General features: G+C 40.3%; 19 protein-coding genes and 3 tRNA genes. 21 read left to right on the top strand and 1 reads right to left on the bottom strand.

The window, feature by feature from the left end:
- The first annotated feature begins 26 nt into the window (after positions 1 to 26).
- The 16 genes from RYM16_RS03985 to RYM16_RS03910 all read left to right on the top strand — a co-directional run bounded on the left by RYM16_RS03985 (position 27) and on the right by RYM16_RS03910 (position 16723).
- Positions 27 to 473, top strand: a complete 447-nt coding sequence (locus tag RYM16_RS03985; protein WP_314982451.1) for a hypothetical protein — start codon at positions 27 to 29, stop codon at positions 471 to 473.
- An 11-nt stretch (positions 474 to 484) separates the two neighbouring features.
- The gene (locus RYM16_RS03980) at positions 485 to 925 is read left to right on the top strand and encodes a hypothetical protein (protein WP_105098368.1); all 441 of its coding nucleotides are present in this window, start codon (positions 485 to 487) and stop codon (positions 923 to 925) included.
- Positions 926 to 1359: 434 nt separating this feature from the next.
- A complete protein-coding gene (gene purE, locus RYM16_RS03975; protein ID WP_296001971.1) occupies positions 1360 to 1851 on the top strand; it encodes a 5-(carboxyamino)imidazole ribonucleotide mutase in 492 nt (163 codons plus the stop codon).
- 66 nt (positions 1852 to 1917) lie between these two features.
- Positions 1918 to 2646: a phosphoribosylaminoimidazolesuccinocarboxamide synthase gene (purC, locus tag RYM16_RS03970; RefSeq protein ID WP_314982450.1), complete on the top strand. Its 729-nt coding sequence runs from the start codon at positions 1918 to 1920 to the stop codon at positions 2644 to 2646.
- A 9-nt stretch (positions 2647 to 2655) separates the two neighbouring features.
- Positions 2656 to 4074 carry an amidophosphoribosyltransferase gene (gene purF / locus RYM16_RS03965; RefSeq protein WP_314982449.1) on the top strand — a complete coding sequence of 473 codons (1419 nt, stop codon included), beginning with the start codon at positions 2656 to 2658 and terminating at the stop codon, positions 4072 to 4074.
- Positions 4061 to 5122, top strand: a complete 1062-nt coding sequence (gene purM, locus RYM16_RS03960; protein ID WP_314982447.1) for a phosphoribosylformylglycinamidine cyclo-ligase — start codon at positions 4061 to 4063, stop codon at positions 5120 to 5122. Before purF ends, purM begins: the two co-directional genes overlap by 14 nt.
- On the top strand, positions 5115 to 5732 hold the full coding sequence (purN, locus tag RYM16_RS03955; RefSeq protein WP_314982445.1) for a phosphoribosylglycinamide formyltransferase: 618 nt from the start codon (positions 5115 to 5117) through the stop codon (positions 5730 to 5732). Before purM ends, purN begins: the two co-directional genes overlap by 8 nt.
- 24 nt (positions 5733 to 5756) lie before the next feature.
- On the top strand, positions 5757 to 7286 hold the full coding sequence (purH, locus tag RYM16_RS03950) for a bifunctional phosphoribosylaminoimidazolecarboxamide formyltransferase/IMP cyclohydrolase (protein WP_314982443.1): 1530 nt from the start codon (positions 5757 to 5759) through the stop codon (positions 7284 to 7286).
- A 136-nt stretch (positions 7287 to 7422) separates the two neighbouring features.
- Positions 7423 to 8685, top strand: coding sequence for a phosphoribosylamine--glycine ligase (purD, locus tag RYM16_RS03945; protein WP_314982441.1), 1263 nt, complete (start codon positions 7423 to 7425; stop codon positions 8683 to 8685).
- 295 nt (positions 8686 to 8980) lie between these two features.
- The gene (locus RYM16_RS03940) at positions 8981 to 10123 is read left to right on the top strand and encodes an isochorismate synthase (RefSeq protein WP_314982440.1); all 1143 of its coding nucleotides are present in this window, start codon (positions 8981 to 8983) and stop codon (positions 10121 to 10123) included.
- Between the two features lie 40 nt (positions 10124 to 10163).
- Positions 10164 to 11930: a 2-succinyl-5-enolpyruvyl-6-hydroxy-3-cyclohexene-1-carboxylic-acid synthase gene (gene menD / locus RYM16_RS03935; protein ID WP_314982439.1), complete on the top strand. Its 1767-nt coding sequence runs from the start codon at positions 10164 to 10166 to the stop codon at positions 11928 to 11930.
- Positions 11927 to 12787: a 2-succinyl-6-hydroxy-2,4-cyclohexadiene-1-carboxylate synthase gene (gene menH / locus RYM16_RS03930; protein WP_314982437.1), complete on the top strand. Its 861-nt coding sequence runs from the start codon at positions 11927 to 11929 to the stop codon at positions 12785 to 12787. The genes menD and menH overlap by 4 nt, the downstream gene beginning before the upstream one ends.
- Before the next feature lie 4 nt (positions 12788 to 12791).
- Positions 12792 to 13634 (top strand): 1,4-dihydroxy-2-naphthoyl-CoA synthase, encoded by an 843-nt coding sequence (gene menB / locus RYM16_RS03925; RefSeq protein ID WP_288187435.1) that lies wholly within the window; start codon positions 12792 to 12794, stop codon positions 13632 to 13634.
- 170 nt (positions 13635 to 13804) lie between these two features.
- On the top strand, positions 13805 to 15190 hold the full coding sequence (gene menE, locus RYM16_RS03920; protein WP_314982435.1) for an o-succinylbenzoate--CoA ligase: 1386 nt from the start codon (positions 13805 to 13807) through the stop codon (positions 15188 to 15190).
- A gap of 7 nt (positions 15191 to 15197) precedes the next feature.
- On the top strand, positions 15198 to 16349 hold the full coding sequence (gene menC, locus RYM16_RS03915) for an o-succinylbenzoate synthase (RefSeq protein ID WP_314982433.1): 1152 nt from the start codon (positions 15198 to 15200) through the stop codon (positions 16347 to 16349).
- Complete coding sequence (locus RYM16_RS03910) at positions 16346 to 16723, top strand: PaaI family thioesterase (RefSeq protein WP_314982431.1); 378 nt, start codon at positions 16346 to 16348, stop codon at positions 16721 to 16723. The genes menC and RYM16_RS03910 overlap by 4 nt, the downstream gene beginning before the upstream one ends.
- 112 nt (positions 16724 to 16835) lie before the next feature.
- On the opposite strand, the gene RYM16_RS03905 is transcribed toward RYM16_RS03910, so the two are convergent.
- Complete coding sequence (locus RYM16_RS03905) at positions 16836 to 17477, bottom strand: DUF2939 domain-containing protein (protein ID WP_314982430.1); 642 nt, start codon at positions 17475 to 17477, stop codon at positions 16836 to 16838.
- 287 nt (positions 17478 to 17764) lie between these two features.
- Here RYM16_RS03905 and RYM16_RS03900 point away from each other — a divergent pair.
- The 5 genes from RYM16_RS03900 to RYM16_RS03880 all read left to right on the top strand — a co-directional run bounded on the left by RYM16_RS03900 (position 17765) and on the right by RYM16_RS03880 (position 20344).
- Positions 17765 to 17840: transfer RNA gene (locus tag RYM16_RS03900), tRNA-Asp, on the top strand.
- Positions 17841 to 17862: 22 nt separating this feature from the next.
- Positions 17863 to 17938 (top strand) — tRNA-Phe (locus tag RYM16_RS03895).
- 13 nt (positions 17939 to 17951) lie between these two features.
- Positions 17952 to 18037: transfer RNA gene (locus RYM16_RS03890), tRNA-Leu, on the top strand.
- An 81-nt stretch (positions 18038 to 18118) separates the two neighbouring features.
- Positions 18119 to 19573 carry a hypothetical protein gene (locus RYM16_RS03885; RefSeq protein WP_314982428.1) on the top strand — a complete coding sequence of 485 codons (1455 nt, stop codon included), beginning with the start codon at positions 18119 to 18121 and terminating at the stop codon, positions 19571 to 19573.
- 141 nt (positions 19574 to 19714) lie between these two features.
- Positions 19715 to 20344, top strand: coding sequence for a DUF4178 domain-containing protein (locus RYM16_RS03880; RefSeq protein WP_314982426.1), 630 nt, complete (start codon positions 19715 to 19717; stop codon positions 20342 to 20344).
- The last annotated feature ends 7 nt before the right edge of the window (positions 20345 to 20351 follow it).

Raw genomic sequence — 20351 nt, 5'->3', positions numbered from 1 at the left:
TAGTCTGATTATTTGTAGAGGGAATTATGAATCAAAAAGCAGAAAAATTCGACTTACTTGTTGCTGATCTGAATAAAGGTGGCAACTCTTGGTTTACAAAGGAAGAAATGGCAGACGACCTTCATACTGTTGTGTACCACGGCCGTTTGGATGTTCATAATCATAGCTTGCCTGTATTCATCGTTGTGGATGATTCTGCATTCTCCTATGCGCGTATAGCTATCACAACAACATCTATTGATGAAAAAGTAATTCCTGCTGTATTAAAAGAGCTCAACACCTTAAACCAAGATTACAAAGTATCCAAATATTATGTAAGCACTGAAGATAACAATATCTACATGGACGTATCTGTTCCTGGCTTGACTGAACAATTCGATCCTACTGTAGTAGTAAATCTTTTGCTTGAAGTAGTCCAACCACATTTAGATGCTGTACATAAAGGCATTCTTAAAGTAGCTGGTTTAGCTTAATAGAGGTTGTTATGAATCCTAAAGCATTATTATTTGATAAGTTTTTGAAAGAAGAAGAAATTACATCCTTTGAACGTAAGGATTTTGATGATGAAGACGGTACAGTAGTATATCGTTCTTACATCAAATCCCCATTATGGGATATGCCTTTATTCGTTATTCTTGATAACAGTATTTATAGTGTCATTCGTTTAGTATTGGGCCCTGAAAAGGTAACAGCACAAAACATGGCTGCCTTAAATGCGTTAATCAACCGTGACAATGCGACTTACAAAAACTATAAACTCTATATTGATGAACAAGACTCCAGTTTATATTTAGATTGCGTATACATGTGTGGTGACGATGCGTTTGAACCTGCATTAATGTATGCGTTGATGTCTTCTATCGTAGATTACATCCCTGAATCTGTAGGTGAATTAAAAGCTGCTTTTGAAAGTGGTACTCACTAATTAATAGTAACTACAAATTAAGTGGTCTAATGTTCGGAAACGTATAAAAGAGGATAACCTGTTTTAAAACGGGTTATCCTCTTTTTTGTATTCTTAAAGAAATTATATTAATACTAATTAATATAATATATCTAAGTTATTCTTAGTAAGTTTTAGTTATTTCTCTATTTTACTAAACTATTTTGATATATATCTATATAACAAAATAAGAATTCTTTATAAAGTTCGGAATATAACGAATAATAAAAATAATTAATTAAAAAACATTCGAAAATAATGTTGCTTTTGAAAAGGTTAGGTGTTACAATTTGTGTACAAGAAGGAGGTAGCACCGTGAACTATGCAAATCAACAAACTCAAGGCAAGTCTACGGAGGCTATTTGTGCGCATTTTTCCCGGTCTATTTAGGCTGGGCTTTTTTATTAGGAGGATCTATGAAGGTCGGTATTATTATGGGCAGCAAGTCTGACCTAGACACAATGAAAAAGGCATCTGCTGTACTTGATGAATTTAACATTCCTTATGAAATGGTTATTGCTTCTGCACATCGTACGCCAGAGGCTGTAAAGGATTTTGTTACACGACTTGAAGATGAAGGGGCTATTGCTTTTATCGCTGGTGCTGGTGCAGCGGCCCACTTACCTGGCGTAGTAGCCAGCTTTACCACATTACCTGTAATCGGTATTCCTCTTAATGCAACGGCATTGAAGGGCATTGATTCCTTGCTTGCTATCGTTCAAATGCCATCTGGCATGCCTGTAGCAACTATGGCTGTAGATGGTGCTAAAAACGGAGCACTCTTTGCAGTCCAAATTGGAGCAGCTTTCAACAAAGAATTGAAAGAACAATATGTACAATATCGTAAAGATATGGCTGAAAAAGTCTTAGCAGATAATGCAGAGCTACAAGGCGCTATTAAACTATAATCGTTTGAAGCGTTTACATCATCATTTATACATCTTCGAATAGAAAAGAGTAAAAGGAGACATATCATGGCTAACATCGACTTGGAAAAATTAACATTATTGTACGAAGGTAAAGCAAAACAAGTATATCAAACAGATAACAAAGATGAGTACATCGTTCATTACAAAGATGATGCTACTGCATTCAACGGAGAAAAACATGATACTATCCTTGGCAAAGGCGTATTGAACAATAAAATTTCTTCTTTCTTCTTTGAATTGTTGAAAAAGGAAGGTGTACCAACTCACTTTGTTCGCCGCGAAGATGATCGCAATCAAACAGTACTTACTTTGGATATCATTCCTCTAGAAGTTATTGTTCGTAACATTGCAGCCGGCTCTATGGCTAAACGCTTTGGCATTGAAGAAGGTACATCTCTTAAACATCCAATCCTTGAATTCTGCTACAAAAATGATGAATTAGGCGATCCATTTGCCAATGAATCCCAAATCACAGCACTTGGCTGGGCGACTCAAGAACAATTAGATGTAATCTCTACTATTACTTTAAAAGTAAACGATATTTTGAAAAAATTCTTGGCTACAAAAAATGTAACCCTTGTAGACTTTAAATTAGAATTTGGTACACACAATGGTGAAGTACTATTAGGCGATGAAATCTCTCCTGATACATGCCGTTTCTGGGATGCTACAACAGGTGAAAAACTCGATAAAGACCGTTTCCGTCGAGACCTTGGCAATATCGAAGAAGCGTACAAAGAAATGTTATTCCGTCTTACTGGCGAACGCGCCTAAGGGGGCACAATGAACTACGATCCTGTTTTTGATAAATGGCATGAAGAGTGTGGTGTATTCGGTGTCTATGATAGAACCGTTGATGTAGCACGCTATGTATATTGGGGCCTTTTTGCGCTCCAACACCGTGGCCAAGAAAGTGCGGGTATTGCCGTTACAGATGGTCATGATGTAGAACTAAAAAAAGGCATGGGCTTGTTGACTGAAGCTATCAAAGAATTACCATCTTTGTCTAGCCATATGGGTACAGGCCATGTGCGGTACTCTACAACAGGGTCCAATAATCCACGTAATATTCAACCGTTAGTTATTCATTATCAAGGTGGCCAAATTGCAGTGGCTCATAATGGTAATTTAACGAATGCTTTAGCCATTCGTAAACGCCTTGAAGCAGATGGTTCCATTTTCCAAACGACTATGGATTCCGAGGTTATCGTAAACCTCATTGCTCGTTCTAAAGCCGGAACTCAGGTGGAACGCATTGCTGATGCAGCCCGTCAAATTGAAGGGGCCTTTTCTCTCGTTATTACTACGAACGACTCCTTGGTAGGGGTGCGCGACCCTCAAGGTTTTAGACCCCTGTGTTTAGGTAAAACTGAAAATGGTTATGTTCTCTCTAGTGAAAGCTGTGCTTTTGACGCCATTAAGGCTGAGTTCATTCGCCACATAGATCCAGGCGAAATGGTTATCATCGATGACTCTGGTGTGCGTAGCACCATTTATGCAGAACCAGAAAAAATCGACAAAAAGCTTTGTGTCTTTGAATATATTTATTTTGCTCGTGGCGATAGCCATATCGATGGTCAATCAGTTTACCAATCTCGGCTTAACATGGGGTGCGAACTATATAACGAAACTAAATATGATGCGGATATTGTTATGTCCATTCCAGACTCTGGCACAACAGCTGCACTAGGTTATGCCCGTGCATCGGGCATCCCTTTTGCAGAAGGTCTTGTTAAAAACCGTTATAGTGGACGTACCTTTATCAAGCCTAATCAAGAGGAACGGGAATTAGCTGTTCGCATGAAGCTTAATGCATTGCCTAATATTGTAGGTGGCAAACGGATTGTCCTCATCGATGATTCTATCGTACGTGGTACTACGAGTGGTATTATCGTTAAAATGCTAAAAGAAGCGGGCGCCAAAGAGGTTTACATGTGCGTAAGTTCTCCAACGATAGAGTATTCTTGTCACTATGGTATTGATACATCCGTACGAAAAGAGCTCATTGCAGCTACTCATACAGTAGATGAAATTAGAGATTATATTCATGCTGATAAATTACATTACTTGTCTCGTGAAGGTTTATGCCGCGCTATATCTGATGTAGCACCAAATGATTTATGCTTTGCCTGCTTCAATGGTGATTATAGCGTAGCGGTTCCTGCGGACCAAGAGGAAGGGGTCAAATATGTGCTCGAATAAAACTAGTTTAACTTATCGCGATGCAGGTGTTGACATCGATGCAGGCAATCGCGCTGTAGAGTTGATGAAAGAGTCCGTAAAACGCACTTATACTCCTGGTGTTGTAGGTGATTTAGGTGGTTTTGGAGGACTCTATTCCTTAGCTGGTCACTCTATGTCTGACCCTATGCTCGTATCTGGTACGGATGGTGTAGGCACCAAATTGCGCCTCGCTATCATGATGGATAAACATGATACAATCGGCCAAGATTGCGTAGCTATGAGTGTTAACGATATTCTTGTGCAAGGTGCTACACCTCTATTCTTCCTCGATTACATTGCAGTAGGTAAACTTGATCCTGTGAAAGTAGCAGATATCGTGCGCGGTGTAGCTGAGGCTTGTGAAGAGTCGGGCTGCGCTTTACTAGGCGGTGAAACTGCTGAAATGGCAGGATTTTATGATAACGATGACTACGATGTGGCTGGTTTTGCCGTTGGTATTGTTGATCGTCCTAAATTGATTACTGGTGAAAGTATCAAAGTGGGCGATGTAATTTTAGGCTTGCCATCTTCCGGCGTTCATTCCAATGGTTTCTCATTGGTTCGTAAAATCGTATTCGACCATAAACAATTGTCTATCGATACAGACATCCCAGAGTTTGGTAAAACCTTAGGTGAAGAATTATTGACACCTACACGTTTATATCCAAAAGCTGTATTGCCGTTGATTGAACAAGAGCTAGTAAAAGGCATGGTTCATATTACAGGTGGTGGTTTCTATGAAAACATTCCTCGCGTATTGCCAAAGGGTGTGACTGCAGAGGTAGACGTTACTACATGGCCACGACTTTCTATATTTACAAAACTACAAGAATGGGGCAATGTAGCATGGCCTGAAATGTACCGAACTTTCAACATGGGTATTGGCATGATCCTCATCGTTGATCAAAATGATGTAGAAAAGGTTAAAGAAAATCTTGGCAGTCGTGGTGAAGCTGTATATGAAATTGGCCGTATCGTAAGTGGTGATGGTCCTGTTGTCCTTAAAGGGGCTGAGTTTGATGCGTAATTTTAAAAAGCGATTAGCCCTCTTTGCCAGTGGCCGTGGCTCTAATGGGGAAGCACTGTATAAGGCTATGGAAGAAGGCTATATTAATGGTGAATTTGTTGTCATCATTACAGATCACGGCGATGCCGGTATTGTAGAACGCTCTAAATCTTGGAATATTCCACTTATTGTTATCAATCGTAGCGACTATGATTCTAAAGCTGGCTTTGAACAAGCTCAGTTAGATGCCTTAGAGCCTTATAAGGTAGATGGTATTGTATTGGCGGGCTATATGCGCATAGTTGGGGCTAAGCTCATTGAACGTTATGAGCATAAGATTTTAAATATTCATCCTGCATTATTGCCATCCTTCCCAGGCCTTCATGGTCATCAACAAGCTATTGACGGAGGCGTAAAGATTACGGGCTGTACGGTACACTTTGTTGATGCGGGAATGGATACGGGCCCAATCATTATGCAGAATACGGTTCCTGTACTACCCGATGATACAGAGGATACTTTGAGTGATAGATTATTACCTATTGAGCATAAAACGTATAAAGAGGCGTTGCGACTATTTTGTGAGGATAAGCTCACTATAAAAGGTCGCATTGTATATATTGAAGATTAATGAGAAAGCAAATGGAGAGGTTACATGATTAAAAATGCACTTCTTAGTGTTTCAGATAAAACAGGTATTGTAGACTTTGCGAAAGGTTTAGTTGAATTAGGTGTAACTATTTATTCCACAGGTGGAACCCTTAAAGCCATAACTGATGCGGGCATTGCAGCAAAAGCCGTAGAGTCTTTGACGGGTTTTCCTGAAATGATGGACGGTCGTGTAAAGACATTGCATCCAAAGGTTCATGGTGGTATTTTGGCAATCCGTGATAACGGGGAGCATCAACAAGCTATGGCGGATCATGGTATTGAACCAATTGATTTAGTAGTTGTCAATCTCTATCCATTCCGTGAAACCATTGCTAAACCAAATGTATCCTTAGAGGAAGCTATTGAAAATATCGATATCGGCGGTCCTACCATGGTGCGCTCTGCGGCGAAGAACCATGCGTATGTGGGTATTGTGGTAAATCCAGATCATTATGCCGAAATCTTAGCAATGCTTAAAGAACGTGGCGAATTGACTAAAGACTATCGCTTTGGTCTAGCGAAAGAGGCCTTTGCTCATACAGCTGCGTATGATGTAGCTATTGCTAACTACATGAGCGGTATCTTGAACGAAGGTCCTACACCTCCAGAATATTTAAGTGCTTATGAAAAGGTAACAGACCTTCGCTATGGGGAAAATCCGCATCAAAAGGCGGCATTCTACAAAGAAATTGGTACAGCTCATGGCATGGGGGCCTTGAAACAACTCCATGGTAAAGAGCTTTCTTATAACAACATCGTAGATATGGAAGCGGCTTGGAATATGGTGTGGGAGTTTACAGATCCTGCAGCATGTATTATTAAGCATACAAATCCATGTGGTGCAGCTACAGCAGCCACATTGCATGATGCTTATGTAAATGCTTACGAAGCAGACTCCGTATCTGCCTTTGGTGGTATCGTGGCTTTAAACCGTGAAGTCGATGCTGCTACTGCCGGAGAAATGAGCAAAATTTTCTTAGAAGTCATTATGGCACCTGCTTTCACAAAAGAAGCATTACACATTCTCGAAGCTAAGAAAAATATTCGCCTCATAGAATTATCTAAACCTGAGTCTGGCCAAGTGACAGTGAAAAAGGTTTCTGGTGGTCTATTGGTGCAAACAGAGGATGATATCCAAGAAGACCGCGCTCACTATAAAGTCGTTACAAAGGTGCAACCAATAGAGGAACAATGGAAAGCCCTTGAATTTGCTTGGAAGCTCGTAAAACACGTGAAATCCAATGCCATTTTGATTTCTAACGAAAAACGTACACTCGGTGTGGGGGCTGGTCAAATGAATCGCGTTGGTTCTGCAAAAATTGCTCTTGAACAAGCTGGTGAAGCTGCTAAAGGCGCTGTATTAGCATCTGATGCATTCTTCCCATTCGGTGATACTGTAGAAACAGCGGCAAAACATGGTATTGCAGCTATTATTCAACCAGGTGGGTCCATTCGCGATGAAGAATCTATCAAAGCTGCTGACGAAGCAGGCATTGCTATGGTATTTACAAGTATTCGTCATTTTAAACATTAATTCGTTTAGCATAATTGAGATTTACAGTTGAGCACTAGTTCATATTTAATCATTGATGCGTAATAATGATTGTAGAGGATATAAGTGCTTACATAAAATGATGTATTGATGGCGTTTAGGCGTCGATGGAGGACTTATGAAAGTATGTGTAATCGGTAACGGCGGCCGCGAACATGCCTTAGCATGGCGCTTGTCCATCAGCCCTAGCGTAACAAAGGTATACGCCATTCCTGGCAGCGCGGCTATGTCAGACTGTGCTGAGTTAGTTGGTATCGACTGGCAACAAAGCGACCTTTTGATTAGCTTTTTGAAGGACAACCAAGTTGATTTAGTCGTTGTCGGTCCTGAGGCACCTCTTGTAGCAGGCTTGGCAGATGTACTGAATAAGGCAGGAATTCCTGTCTTTGGCCCATCTAAAGCAGCTGCTCAATTAGAAGGCTCAAAGGTGTTTGCCAAGGATCTTATGAAAAAATACAACATACCGACCGCTGCGTATGGTGTATTCCACAAGGTCGATGAAGCAAAAGAATTTATCGCTCAAACGGGTGCACCTATCGTGGTGAAAGCTGACGGTTTAGCGGCTGGTAAGGGCGTTGTAGTAGCTATGACCATTGAAGAAGCGAATGCAGCTGTGGAAGACATGCTTAGCGGTAATCGTTTTGGTGAGGCAGGTAGCACCGTTGTTATCGAGGAATTCATGGAAGGTGAAGAAGCGAGCTTACTTGCTTTTGTCGATGGCAAAACAGTAGTTCCTATGATTGCCTCTCAAGATCATAAACGTATCTTTGATGGTGATAAAGGTCCTAATACAGGTGGCATGGGCACCTATGCACCGGCGCCAGTACTTACTGATGCATTGCGTGATGAAGCGATGAAAACAATTTTAGAACCTATGGTGGCTGCCATGCAAAAAGAGGGCATGCCTTATGTAGGTTGCCTCTATGCAGGGCTAATGATTACTGCTGAAGGTCCTAAGGTGGTAGAATTCAATGCTCGATTTGGTGATCCTGAAACACAAGTTGTATTGCCCTTACTAGATAGTGACTTAGGTCAAATCATGATGGCTTGTGCCACCGGCAATTTGACAGCTCATATGGTGAGATGGAAAGATTCCTCTGCGGCTTGTGTTATCCTTGCCTCTAAAGGATATCCTGAAACATCTTCCAAGGGTGATGTGATTCATGGTGATATTAAACAACATGATACAACCATCGTATTCCACTCAGGCACTAAACTAGTGGGTGAAGAGTATGTCACAAATGGCGGTCGCGTGCTTGGCGTTGTAGGCCTTGGTAAAGACCTTAGAACCGCGCTCGATAGAGCTTATGGACGTATAGAACACATCGATTTTGAGGGCATGCAATATCGTACAGATATTGGGGCGAAAGCTTTCAAATAAACTAAAGATCTTTTAAATCATGAAAACATGTATTTAAATAGTACAATAGCATTTCAAAATATAAAAACCTCTACATTTATGTATAGCGCATGTGGTGTAGAGGTTTTATTTTCTACCTTTTAACGGTTACCTATGATATAATAAATTAGATATAAAGAGGGCCCATCGACGTGTGATGGCGTTAGGCTCATCTCAAAATTTGGAAACTTATGGATGACGCCTGACGTGTAGAAGAAACCTTCTACACGTTAGGTGTTTTTACTATAGTCTATTTTTCGTATAGCGACGTACAACTATGAAATATAACAAAGAACCGTTAGAACTGAATAGTCCGGTGGCCTTTTGGCTGAACTTCCCCAATGAAGAACGCGTGTTTTGGGTGGATCGTCAGAGTGACCGTATCGTTGTAGGCGCTAAACGTCTGGCGACGGTCAAAGATGATGAGGACCGTCATAATTACGCTTACGTATTTTATGGGGATACTTTTTTTGAGACCTCCAAGGATCCTAAATGGTCTGGTATGGGCCATGAAATGATTGCTTTTACCCATTATTACATCGTAGAAAATGGGGAATCTTTCTACCTTCATGCTGGTGAAAGCGTGCCTATCGAGGATTTTGAAGTGCCTCGCGTACGCCATAACTACAAGGAAACTAGTGATGATAAGGCGGCTTGGGATAGCTTGATGAATGCTATTGCTGAGGGGATTAGCAGTGGTGAAATGACTAAGGTCGTTTCCTCTCGTGAAGTCCAGTTTACCAGCGATACCCCGTATAATGTGGCTAGTATTTTAGCCAATTTAGTAGATAACAATCCTAATTGCTTTATCTTTGGTTACGAAAAGGATGGACGTACCTTCGTGGGTGCCTCTCCAGAAATTCTAGTACGTCATCGTGGCAGTGAAATCCTTAGTTATGCCTTGGCTGGCACAGCTCCTAAGCACGGTTCTAACGCGTGGACTAAGGAGCAATTGTTAACAGATAAGAAAAATCTTTTTGAACATAACATCGTCCGCGATCGCATTGTAAATACTATGAAAGCGATTACTCCAGATGTGACTATAGGTGAAACGGGTATTATGGAGCTAGCTCACCTCTATCATTTGCGGACCATTATTACCGCAAAGGATAGTACGAAGTCCCTTGTAGAGTGGGCGAAATTGTTACATCCTACACCTGCTCTCGGTGGGGAACCGCGAGAAAAGGCATTGGCACTGTTGCAACAGTACGAAGCCCATGAGCGCGGCATGTACGCGGCTCCATTTGGCTTTATGAAGGATATGGGGGATGGCATCGTTGTCGTTGCCATTCGCTCTGCTCTCATCATGGATAATGTACTCTATGCCTATGCAGGGTGTGGCGTTGTGGCCGACTCTGATGCGGATGAAGAATACACAGAAACTAATAATAAAATGCGCACCATTTTGGAGGCGCTCTAATACATTTCCAAACCCTTAGGGGTTGTTGAAAGGGAATATAATGAACGAATATATTGCTGCCTTGGTAGACGAGTTCTATCAACTCGGCATCCGTCATGCCGTGTTTAGCCCCGGCTCTCGTTCTACGACGATGGCCATGCTTTTCACGGAGCATGAAGGATTTGAAACATATATGAATATAGATGAGCGCTCTGCTAGTTTTATGGCTCTTGGTATTGCAAAGGCTCATAAGGAACCAACCGTACTCGTTTGTACCTCTGGTTCGGCAGTGGCTCATTATTTGCCCGCTATTTTAGAGGCTCAATATAGCGGTGTGCCTCTCATTGTACTATCTGCTGATAGACCGCATACACTGTTACACGTAGGGGCTCCGCAAACAGTGGACCAACAGAAAATCTTTGGTACTGCTGTAAATTATTATGAAGAATTAGCAGTGCCTCAAGAGGCTCATTACTATACATATTCACGCCAAGTAGCGCGTAAGGCGTATATGAAAGCGATGGATACTAAAAAAGGACCAGTACATATCAATGTGCCGCTCTTTGAGCCATTGGTGCCTGAACTGGACCGTAAACACTTTGAAGCAGGACGTAGTCCCTTTAACGTGGTTAAGCCAAATTATAGCGGCGGATATAACTATGACCATAAAAGTAGTACAAGTCGTGTAAGCGATATTCGTAACGGTAATAATGAAGGCTTCCTTGCACAGTATAAGAATATTCTTATACTAGCTGGACCACAGGTAGATATTGCGGAATCTAACAGTATTCTTTCTTTTGCTGCTGCACTACAAGCACCTATCTTGGCAGATCCATTATCTAATGTAAGACGAGGTTATAACTCTGTTGATAGTCACAGTGATAAGGACTGCATCGATGCTAGTAATGTTGTTATTTCTACATATGATGCATTTTTAGCTGATAAAGAGCTATGGTCTGTGTTAAACCCAGATTGTATCATTCAGTTCGGCCGAATCGTTGTGTCTAAACGAGTGCAACAGATGGTAGCGAGTTGGGATAATGTAGAGTACATCGAGGTCAACCCTACGATGGATTCCTTGAATCCAACGGGCAAGACCACAGTACATATGCAAGCAAGTGTAGATGTGTTTACGAATCTGTATAGTGCAGTAAACGACTCTAATGCATATCTAAAAAAATGGCAAAGTTTAGAAGAAGCTGGCAAAGCTCAACTAGGTACAGCATTAGAGGAGCCAAGTTGTTTTGAAGGTCGTACGATACGCGAGTTACAACAGTATATTTCCGATAATGCACAAGTACTTGTGGCCAATAGTATGAGTATTCGAGACTTTGATTACTTCTGGTTTGGTGGAGAATCCACTGCCGTTATTTATGGCAACCGCGGTGTTAATGGTATCGACGGTACCATTTCTACTGCTCTAGGCCTTGCCACAAATGGTGTGCCTACATATCTTGTAACTGGTGACTTGTCGTTGTTCCACGATTTAAATGGATTGGCAGTCGCCAAAACACATAATCTCAATTTGACGATTATTTTGCATAATAACGATGGAGGCGGTATTTTTGAGTACTTACCGCAAAAGGGGACGAAGCACTTTGGTTACTTGTTCTCTACATCACAGGGGCTAGATTATAGTGGGGCTGCCAAACTCTACGGCTGTGGTTACACTAAAATCTCAAGTCCTGCTGAATTAAGATCGGTATTAGATAAGGCAAGTGCTGAATTAGGCGTTCATATCATTGAGATTCCTACAAATCGGGAATATAGCCGACAGCTACATAAAAAATATACAAAAGTTTCAGTTGATATGGAGGCATTACTATGAGTCAGTATTTTTGCAGTATTGTAGATAATGCTTTGTGTAATCCAGCTCAGCGCATGTACTTTGACTTAGGGGAATACCGCTACGGTTTGACTGTAGTTGGCGACGGGGAACCTATCGTGTGTTTTCACGGCTTCTCTGAATCGAGCTACACTTGGGATGCTATTAATCTGCCTGGATATCGCTTGGTCCGTATCGATTTGATAGGTCATGGTGATTCAGATATTCCTGATGAGGAACAGGCCTATACAATTCCTCAAATGATAGAGGACTTGCATACGGTTATTTATCATATGGTTGGCGATAGCTATTACCTCATGGGCTATTCCATGGGGGCCCGTATTGCGCTTTCCTATGCTTTGGAATATGAAAGTGAAATTAAAGGGCTTATTCTTGAAAGTGGATCTGTAGGCATCGCCTCTGAGGATGAACGAGCAGAACGCCGTAAGGCTGATGAAGACTTAGCCGTTCGCATTGAAAATCATGATGGTGCTTGGTTTGCCTCGCGTTGGGCGGAGATTCCTATTTTTGAAAGTCAAAAACAACTTTCAGAGGGCGTAGAGGAATTAATCTATCTACGTCGTTCCAATAATAGTACGTACGCCTTAGCATGTACATTGCGTGGCTCGGGACAGGGTGTCATGCCTTATGTAGGAGATAGATTAGAAAAATTCTCTGTTGAAGGCTTATATGTGAGTGGCGCATTAGATACAAAATATACTACAATAGGAAGAGATGTATTTGGCAAGTTGCCAAACTTTAAGCATGTCATCGTCGAAGGGGCGGGGCATAATGTGCATATAGAAAAACCGCAAATATTTGAACAAGCGGTGTTAGATTTTTTACAGAAGAAAGGTTAAGTCCATGAGTAAATTTGATTGGAAAGTATTGGATCGTAATTATGAAGATGTAATTTACGAAACATATAATGGCATTGCAAAAATTACTATTAACCGTCCAGAGGTGCGCAACGCGTTCCGTCCTAAAACAGTTATGGAGTTAATCGACGCTTTCACAGTGGCTCGTGAAGATAACGAAGTAGGCGTAATCGTATTGACTGGTGCTAACCACGGCAAAGGTGAAGATAAAGAAGCGTTCTGCTCTGGTGGCGACCAAAGTGTACGCGGTCACGGTGGTTATGTAGGTGATGATAATGTACCTCGCTTGAACGTTCTTGATTTACAACGTTTGATCCGTGTTATTCCTAAACCTGTTATCGCCATGGTTAATGGTTATGCTATCGGTGGCGGTCATGTATTGCACATAGTATGTGACCTTACTATCGCTTCTGAAAATGCTAAATTCGGTCAAACAGGTCCTCGCGTAGGTTCTTTCGATGCTGGTTACGGTGCAGGTTACTTGGCTCGTATGATCGGTCACAAACGTGCTCGTGAAGTATGGTTCTTGTGCCGTCAATACACTGCTGCTCAAGCGTATGAAATGGGCATGGTTAATACGGTTGTACCATTCGACAAATTGGAAGAAGAAACAGTTCAATGGTGTAGCGAAATCCTTGAATTGTCCCCAATGGCATTGCGCATGTTGAAAGGCTCCTTCAATGCTGATACAGACGGTCTTGCAGGCTTACAACAATTTGCAGGCGATGCAACATTGATGTACTACACAATTGATGAAGCTAAAGAAGGTCGTGACGCGTTCAAAGAAAAACGCAAACCTAACTTCAAACAATTCCCTAAATTCCCTTAATAGGGAGAGTTACTAGTCCTAAACTGAGGACTGATTAACTGTTAAAATAACAAGGGCGCCTCTATATGAGGCGCCTTTCTTGTAATATCTCTATATTTATGATATCTCGATTATTTATTGGTAATTAGTCGTTAGTGATTAGCTATTAGGTTTAGATATGAGGTGAGACGATGGAATGGTTACGTTATGGTGCAGAGCACTATCCTAATCGTATATGCATAAATGAATATACCTATAACGATATATACCGTGGCGTAGTCCATGTAGCTCGTACATTAGAACCTCTAAAAGCATCTCGCGTAGCCATCTTATCGGATAACTCTGTAACGATGGCGATTTACGTATTGGCAGCTATGCTCGTGCATAAAGAGGTACTACTGCTAAACGTACATCTTAAGCCTAAGGAAATAGAAAACCAATTAGCTCAGCTAGATGTTACTACCGTATTGCATAGCATTGAGCGACGAGATCAATTACCTAATTCCATTTCTACCATTGTTTTTGAATCGCTAGAAAGTATTTTATCAGACCTAGAGCCAGAGGATACCTTTGATTGGACCTTCAAAGATAGTGATGTGGCGGCCATCATGAATACCAGTGCCACTACGGGGCAGTTTAAGTCTGTTCCTCTTCGATGGGGGCAAATTAGAGCTCATGTACAAGCGTCTAAAGCGGTACTAGGTAAAACTGAACAAGATAATTGGCTCATGGTATTGCCCCTATTCCATGTAAGTGGTCTATCTATCTTGATGCGCTCTCTTTATAATGGTACGGCTGTTACTATATTGCCTAAATATGATGAAGCTCAAGTTCTCAAACTCATAGAGTCTGAAAACATCAATATGATGTCTTTAGTACCTACTATTTTGACTCAATTAGAGCCCAGTATTACATATCATAAATTGCGTGTTATCTTGCTCGGTGGTGAGTTCATTCCCATGGCGCTCATCGATGCTTGTGAAAAGAAATCCTTACCTATTTACAAGACCTATGGCATGACGGAAACCTTTAGTCAAAGCGTGACCTTCTCCGTATTGGATTATCCACATAAACGAGATTCCGTAGGCAGACCATTACCTGGCATGCAGGTTCGCATTGATAATCCTGATACAGACGGGGTAGGTGAGATTCACTTAACAGGTCCTATGGTTATGACTGGTTACATTAACAAGGAACCTATCGATGGGGACCTTAATACAGACGATATCGGTTACGTCGATGAAGAGGGATTTGTATATATTTTGAACCGTCGCAAGGACCTTATCATTTCCGGTGGTGAAAATATTTATCCTAAGGAATTAGAGGATCTAGTCTATACAGTGCCATCCGTTAAGGAATGTGCCGTTGTACCTGTGCCTGATGATAAATGGGGACAAGTGCCGGCGCTTTTTGTGGCCTTTCACGATGGTGAAAGTATGACTGCAGATGATATTCTGTCGTTTATGACCAAGTCCTTGGCGAAATATAAAGTTCCTAAATACGTAAAGATACTGCCTGCATTGCCTCGTAATGGTACAGGTAAAATCGTGCGCAATGAATTGCGTTTAGAAGATTGAGGCGCCTATGAATGATATTTTAAACTTTAAAAGTATAACTACATATCGCCTTAAATTGCCATTAAAGTTCAATTTTAAAACCGCTAAAGGTGAAGTAAAAGAACGAGAAACTATCGTCATTCGCATCGAGGACCAACAAGGTTATGTAGGTTATGGGGAATGTGTGGCTTTCACGGAGCCCTTTTATACAGCAGAAACTGTAGAGACATGCTGGCAAAAATTAGTTGATGACTATATTTTCAATCTCCGCTTGATGCGGCCTAAACCGCTCATGACCTATGTGCGTCAGTTACAGTTTTGGCTCAATCGAGATCATATGCCTATGACCATTGCCGCCTTAGAAAATGCATTGATTAACCTTCATTGCGAGCGATTAGGTGTAAATTCCGTTTCCTATATTATAGGGCAGCCTTTACAAGATACCATTGAAAGCGGCATTGTTATCGGGGATGTACCGATGGAACGATTGTTGGATGCCGTAGAAACTCATGTGGCGAATGGTTGTAAGCGCATCAAGTTAAAGGTGAATCCTACAGACGGCTATGAACGAGTATCCTTAATACGTAAGCATTACCCTGATTTAGTCTTGGCGGCCGATGCAAATCAAAGCTATTCTTATGGTGATATCCATAAGGTTCGCCAATTTAACGATTTGAATCTAGCTTGTATTGAAGAACCTTTTGCTATAACGACACTTCAATCCTATAAGGAGTGGAAGTGGGAACGACTCAATAACAACGATTGGCATATTGAAACGCCTATCTGTTTAGATGAATCCATATTGGGTTATGATGATTTATCTTATGCTATCGAGCACGGCTTAATCGATGTACTCAACATAAAGGTAGGGCGTATGGGTGGCCTTGTGCCGACCAAGGCCGCTATTAATCTTTGTAGAGAGTGTCATATTCCCTATTGGGTTGGCAGCATGGTAGAGTCGGGTATTTCTAAAATGATGCACGCTCAACTAGCGGCTCTAGGTGATTCCTATATGGCAGGAGACCTATCTGATTCTAATAGATATTTTGAACGAGATCTCATCTATCCAGATTTAACCTTTAAGGATGGTATTATGCAAGTTCCTGACGGAGATGGACTAGGTGTAACCGTCTTTGATGATAGATTAGAAGCGTATTGTGTGGAGAAACGAAGACTATGAATTTAATAGAATCCTTACAAATTGAACCGCCTCGTATGACGAGCGATACTACATGCATTGCAAAAATGAACTTAGGAGAATTCCACAAACAGCCTCAAGGCTATCTAAACGGTGGTGCCACCTTAGCATTTGCTGAAATCATCTCAGGCATGATGAGTAACGAACTCATTGGTCCAGAGAAATTTGGCGTAGGTCAATCTGTTACAGCCAACCATTTGCGCCCTGTAAGATGTGAAGGGACCTTAACGGCTTATGGCTCCTTACTTGTAAAAGGGAAGACATCCCATGTATGGCGCTTTGATATGATAGACGATGCGGAGCGCCTCATCTCACAAGTAACAGTGACCTTGGCGATAGTAGATTTTAATCGTTAACGTACATAGTTGTGAAAGGCAAAAAGGACAGCATATACTATTTTGGTATATGCTGTCCTTTTAACGTTTATGCTAAATATATAGATTATTGATCACTTAGCTAGTTAGTTACTTACTTACGAGTGATTGTATATAAGTCTTCGATATCTGGAATATCGTAAATAACCCATGTGCCGTCACCTAGATGACGCATCAAAATCTTTATGTCTTTAGTCATATTCTTTTTGTTGTTTTGAATGGTTGCTATAACCGTTGCAGTTTCGCCGTTGTCTTCAGTCTTTAGATTTTTAATCTCTACATCGTGCTCTTTAAATAGGCGACCTTCTACGAGACGGTCCACCATAGATTTATTATCATCATTTTGATTTGCTGTTTGACTATTGTTAGCAGGTGGTTCAGATTTAAAGCTATCTGGATCTTCAATATATTTTCTCATCACATCTTCGATGAGGGCAGGACCGAAAGTCTTTGTAGCAGCGACTGCAGCCTTGCCAAATGGATTAGATGTATCAATATATTTATTTCCTTCACGGTCTACGATGTTTTTTACGATGGATTTTACATCTACATGGCGCAAAACTTCATCTGCGTTTTTTTCCTGAACCGCTTGATGGATGATTTTTAATGTATAGGCTGGGCTATGTGGTACATACCATAAGAAATACCATGCGGCAGCTAAAGCACCTACAACAGCGATGATGAGGGCGATAATGACGCCTTTAGAACTACTTTTATTCACGGTGAATCCTTTCATTTACTTTGTATCGTAATTTTTCATAGCGAATATATACATATTGTAGCATATCCAGTAAAGTATAGTGTGATAATTTACACTTATACAGAAAACTGATGAAAGATAGTGATAAAGGGTGTATAGATGTAATTTAGCTATTATTTTCCGTTGTAAAAGCCTTAAAATAAGCATTATTCCTTATAACCCATGTTTTTAATAGAATTTTCATAAAAAAGTTCAAAAAAAATAGTTGCATTGGTCTAAAATCCATGGTATTATGTACAAGTAGTCAACGAGAGTTGATACGCGGCCCCGTGGTGTAGCGGTTAACATGTCGCCCTGTCACGGCGAAGATCGTCAGTTCAAATCTGATCGGGGTCGCCACTTTTTTTTTACAAAAAATCATGCCTCGGTAGCTCAGTTGGTAGAGCAACGGACTGAAAATCCGTGTGTCGACAGTTCGATTCTGTCCTGAGGCACCATTTTGTATTCCATGCGGTTGTGGTGGAATGGCAGACACGCCATCTTGAGGGGGTGGTGAGCGTACGCTCGTGAGGGTTCAAGTCCCTCCAACCGCACCACAAGATTAAAAGGACCTACAGTTCACTGTAGGTCCTTTTTGCTATCGCATTAAAAGTTGTGAGGGTATATGGGAGAGAGAAATGAATAAGAAATATTTTGTGCTAATGATACTTTCACTGACATTATTTAGTCAGTCTGGTTTGGCAGCAATAATAGATAGCCAGAATCAAAATATAAGTATTGAACAAAAAAATAATGCAAAATCAAAACAGTCTGTACAAACAGTAGCTCCGGTAAAACTAAATTTTGTTGAGATTATTCCTGGTGCTTTTAAAGCTGTTATAAAAGATAAATCGATAGATACGAAAGCACTTTCAATTGGCGATGAAATTATACTAGAGCGGATGGAGAAGGAGCACGGTTCTCAACGATTAAAAACATCAGGAAATCCCGATTTTGGAAGTGAATACAAAACGTTTGATCCACTTTACGATGATAAGGATGAAAAAGCGCTAAAAGAGATCAAAAATTATAATACTGAATCAACACGTAATCAAGGTTATTTTATTGGAGGCAGAAATAAACCCTTACGTATTGTGAGTCCCTATATGAAAAAGAATGGAAAAGGAGAAATTAAGCTAACTAATCCTGTTAATACTAAAGATTATCGAACTCGTGCTGATCGGGATGAAGCAAATGAAAAGGAACTTCGAGAATATTTAGATAATAATAAGGGGAAAGGACACGACCTATATACGGCTAGAACTAAAGCTGAGATTAGAGAATCTTTGGAAAGCTTTTTTAAACCTATAGCATTGATTCAGTATCCTATTAATAATCCAAAGGATTACAAAGAAATTTCTACTGCATCAGGATTTCCAAAGAAAATACCAAGTTTTGCTAAAAATATTCATATGCATGGTAATCCCAGTTTTTTACAAGGTAGGGCTTATGTACAACTTGCATTTGGCGGTACACCGGAACAATTAAAACCATATATTGAAGAAGCTATTTCTAACTCTAAAGTAGTTGTTTCAAAATCTGATATATCTAATGTGTATGTTAAACGATATATTGATTCGAATATGGCCTATGCAGATTCTCTGTTTGCATTAATTCCAAGGGCAATGCTGATTGTAAAGAATACAACCGTGCCGATGGGGAAATTTATACAAGACCAATCAGATAATCCTATTGATAAATCTGTAGATGAAATATATGAGTTAGAAAATCAAGTACTAGCAGAATTTAATAAGGTACAGATTGTAGATGAAAATATGAATTCGAAGTATAATAGATATTTTGAGACTCGTAAAAGAGTAGAAGCAGAGGGAGATAAATTAAAATCTAGCGAAACAAATAGAAATACATTGTCTAAAGATAAAATCTATCCAACCTATACAGAGGAGGAGAATCGAAAACTTCAGAAACAGTACTTGCATAGATTGTCATTTAATGAAGATTCGGTAGAAATACCGGATAATTATGTATTGTATGTATTTGATTTTGGTGGAAGTCGGAATCATCCATATTCTTTAGGTGCTGCGGTCAGTCCTGATAAAAACTATATAATTTATTTCTTACAACAAGGTTGATTATAATGAACAAAAAGGTAGTAACATATATATGGTACTACCTTTTTGTTATATCTGTATTGGCAGACATTTAGATTATGTGTACAATCATAGTAATTAATAATACATGTATGTGTGTAAGTTTATATATGAGAGAAGAGTATGGAATTTAATTATGGCGAGACGTTGCGTATCCGAAGTGATTTATATACGATCTTAGGCAAGATACGCTACATTGATACTCATGGGCATATATGGTATGAGTATAAGCTAGTTAAACATAGTAATAACGCAGCATTTTGGCTTCGTTGGGATAAGAAGCGAGATGCGTACCAGTTTTCCAAGTTGTGTGGTAAAGCACAGCCAGCAGATATGAAACCCGTAGATAGTGGTTATAAGATGGTAACGGGCACTTGGGGTGAGGTGGACGTAGGTACTACTGATACTGCTAAATGTAAAGAGTATGAAAATGCTGATGGTACGGCTACGTTTTCTGTTGAAGCATGGGCTTTTGAAACGGACTATTCAAAAGGCTTTTACATTAATAAAGAATATGTATCTGTGGAGAAAGATGTAGAGATGACCGATACCATTAAAGATAGAATGGATACGGTTAAGATAATGAAGTTCGTAGGACCTATCGTTTGGATTTTGGCGAATGTGCTAATTTTTATGCCAAGGTTTGATATTCAAATCCTGCATGATATACATAATTTTCTTACCTGGCCTTATATAGTAGGTGGGAATATAATCATTGGTATCATTGTGGCTTTTGTCCTCTTTAAAAGATAGCATCTAG

The organism is uncultured Veillonella sp. (assembly GCF_963524655.1).
In the GTDB taxonomy this organism is placed as follows: domain Bacteria; phylum Bacillota; class Negativicutes; order Veillonellales; family Veillonellaceae; genus Veillonella.
The sequence above is the reverse complement of the archived record's forward strand: the minus strand, read 5'-3'. Positions and strand labels throughout refer to the sequence as shown.

Bases quoted from the DNA above. Each gene is read 5' to 3' on its own strand.
- RYM16_RS03985 (WP_314982451.1), top strand. From the start codon at position 27: ATGAATCAAAAAGCAGAAAAATTCGACTTACTTGTTGCTGATCTGAAT.
- RYM16_RS03980 (WP_105098368.1), top strand. From the start codon at position 485: ATGAATCCTAAAGCATTATTATTTGATAAGTTTTTGAAAGAAGAAGAA.
- purE (WP_296001971.1), top strand. From the start codon at position 1,360: ATGAAGGTCGGTATTATTATGGGCAGCAAGTCTGACCTAGACACAATG.
- purC (WP_314982450.1), top strand. From the start codon at position 1,918: ATGGCTAACATCGACTTGGAAAAATTAACATTATTGTACGAAGGTAAA.
- purF (WP_314982449.1), top strand. From the start codon at position 2,656: ATGAACTACGATCCTGTTTTTGATAAATGGCATGAAGAGTGTGGTGTA.
- purM (WP_314982447.1), top strand. From the start codon at position 4,061: ATGTGCTCGAATAAAACTAGTTTAACTTATCGCGATGCAGGTGTTGAC.
- purN (WP_314982445.1), top strand. From the start codon at position 5,115: ATGCGTAATTTTAAAAAGCGATTAGCCCTCTTTGCCAGTGGCCGTGGC.
- purH (WP_314982443.1), top strand. From the start codon at position 5,757: ATGATTAAAAATGCACTTCTTAGTGTTTCAGATAAAACAGGTATTGTA.
- purD (WP_314982441.1), top strand. From the start codon at position 7,423: ATGAAAGTATGTGTAATCGGTAACGGCGGCCGCGAACATGCCTTAGCA.
- RYM16_RS03940 (WP_314982440.1), top strand. From the start codon at position 8,981: ATGAAATATAACAAAGAACCGTTAGAACTGAATAGTCCGGTGGCCTTT.
- menD (WP_314982439.1), top strand. From the start codon at position 10,164: ATGAACGAATATATTGCTGCCTTGGTAGACGAGTTCTATCAACTCGGC.
- menH (WP_314982437.1), top strand. From the start codon at position 11,927: ATGAGTCAGTATTTTTGCAGTATTGTAGATAATGCTTTGTGTAATCCA.
- menB (WP_288187435.1), top strand. From the start codon at position 12,792: ATGAGTAAATTTGATTGGAAAGTATTGGATCGTAATTATGAAGATGTA.
- menE (WP_314982435.1), top strand. From the start codon at position 13,805: ATGGAATGGTTACGTTATGGTGCAGAGCACTATCCTAATCGTATATGC.
- menC (WP_314982433.1), top strand. From the start codon at position 15,198: ATGAATGATATTTTAAACTTTAAAAGTATAACTACATATCGCCTTAAA.
- RYM16_RS03910 (WP_314982431.1), top strand. From the start codon at position 16,346: ATGAATTTAATAGAATCCTTACAAATTGAACCGCCTCGTATGACGAGC.
- RYM16_RS03905 (WP_314982430.1), bottom strand. From the start codon at position 17,477: ATGAAAGGATTCACCGTGAATAAAAGTAGTTCTAAAGGCGTCATTATC.
- RYM16_RS03885 (WP_314982428.1), top strand. From the start codon at position 18,119: ATGAATAAGAAATATTTTGTGCTAATGATACTTTCACTGACATTATTT.
- RYM16_RS03880 (WP_314982426.1), top strand. From the start codon at position 19,715: ATGGAATTTAATTATGGCGAGACGTTGCGTATCCGAAGTGATTTATAT.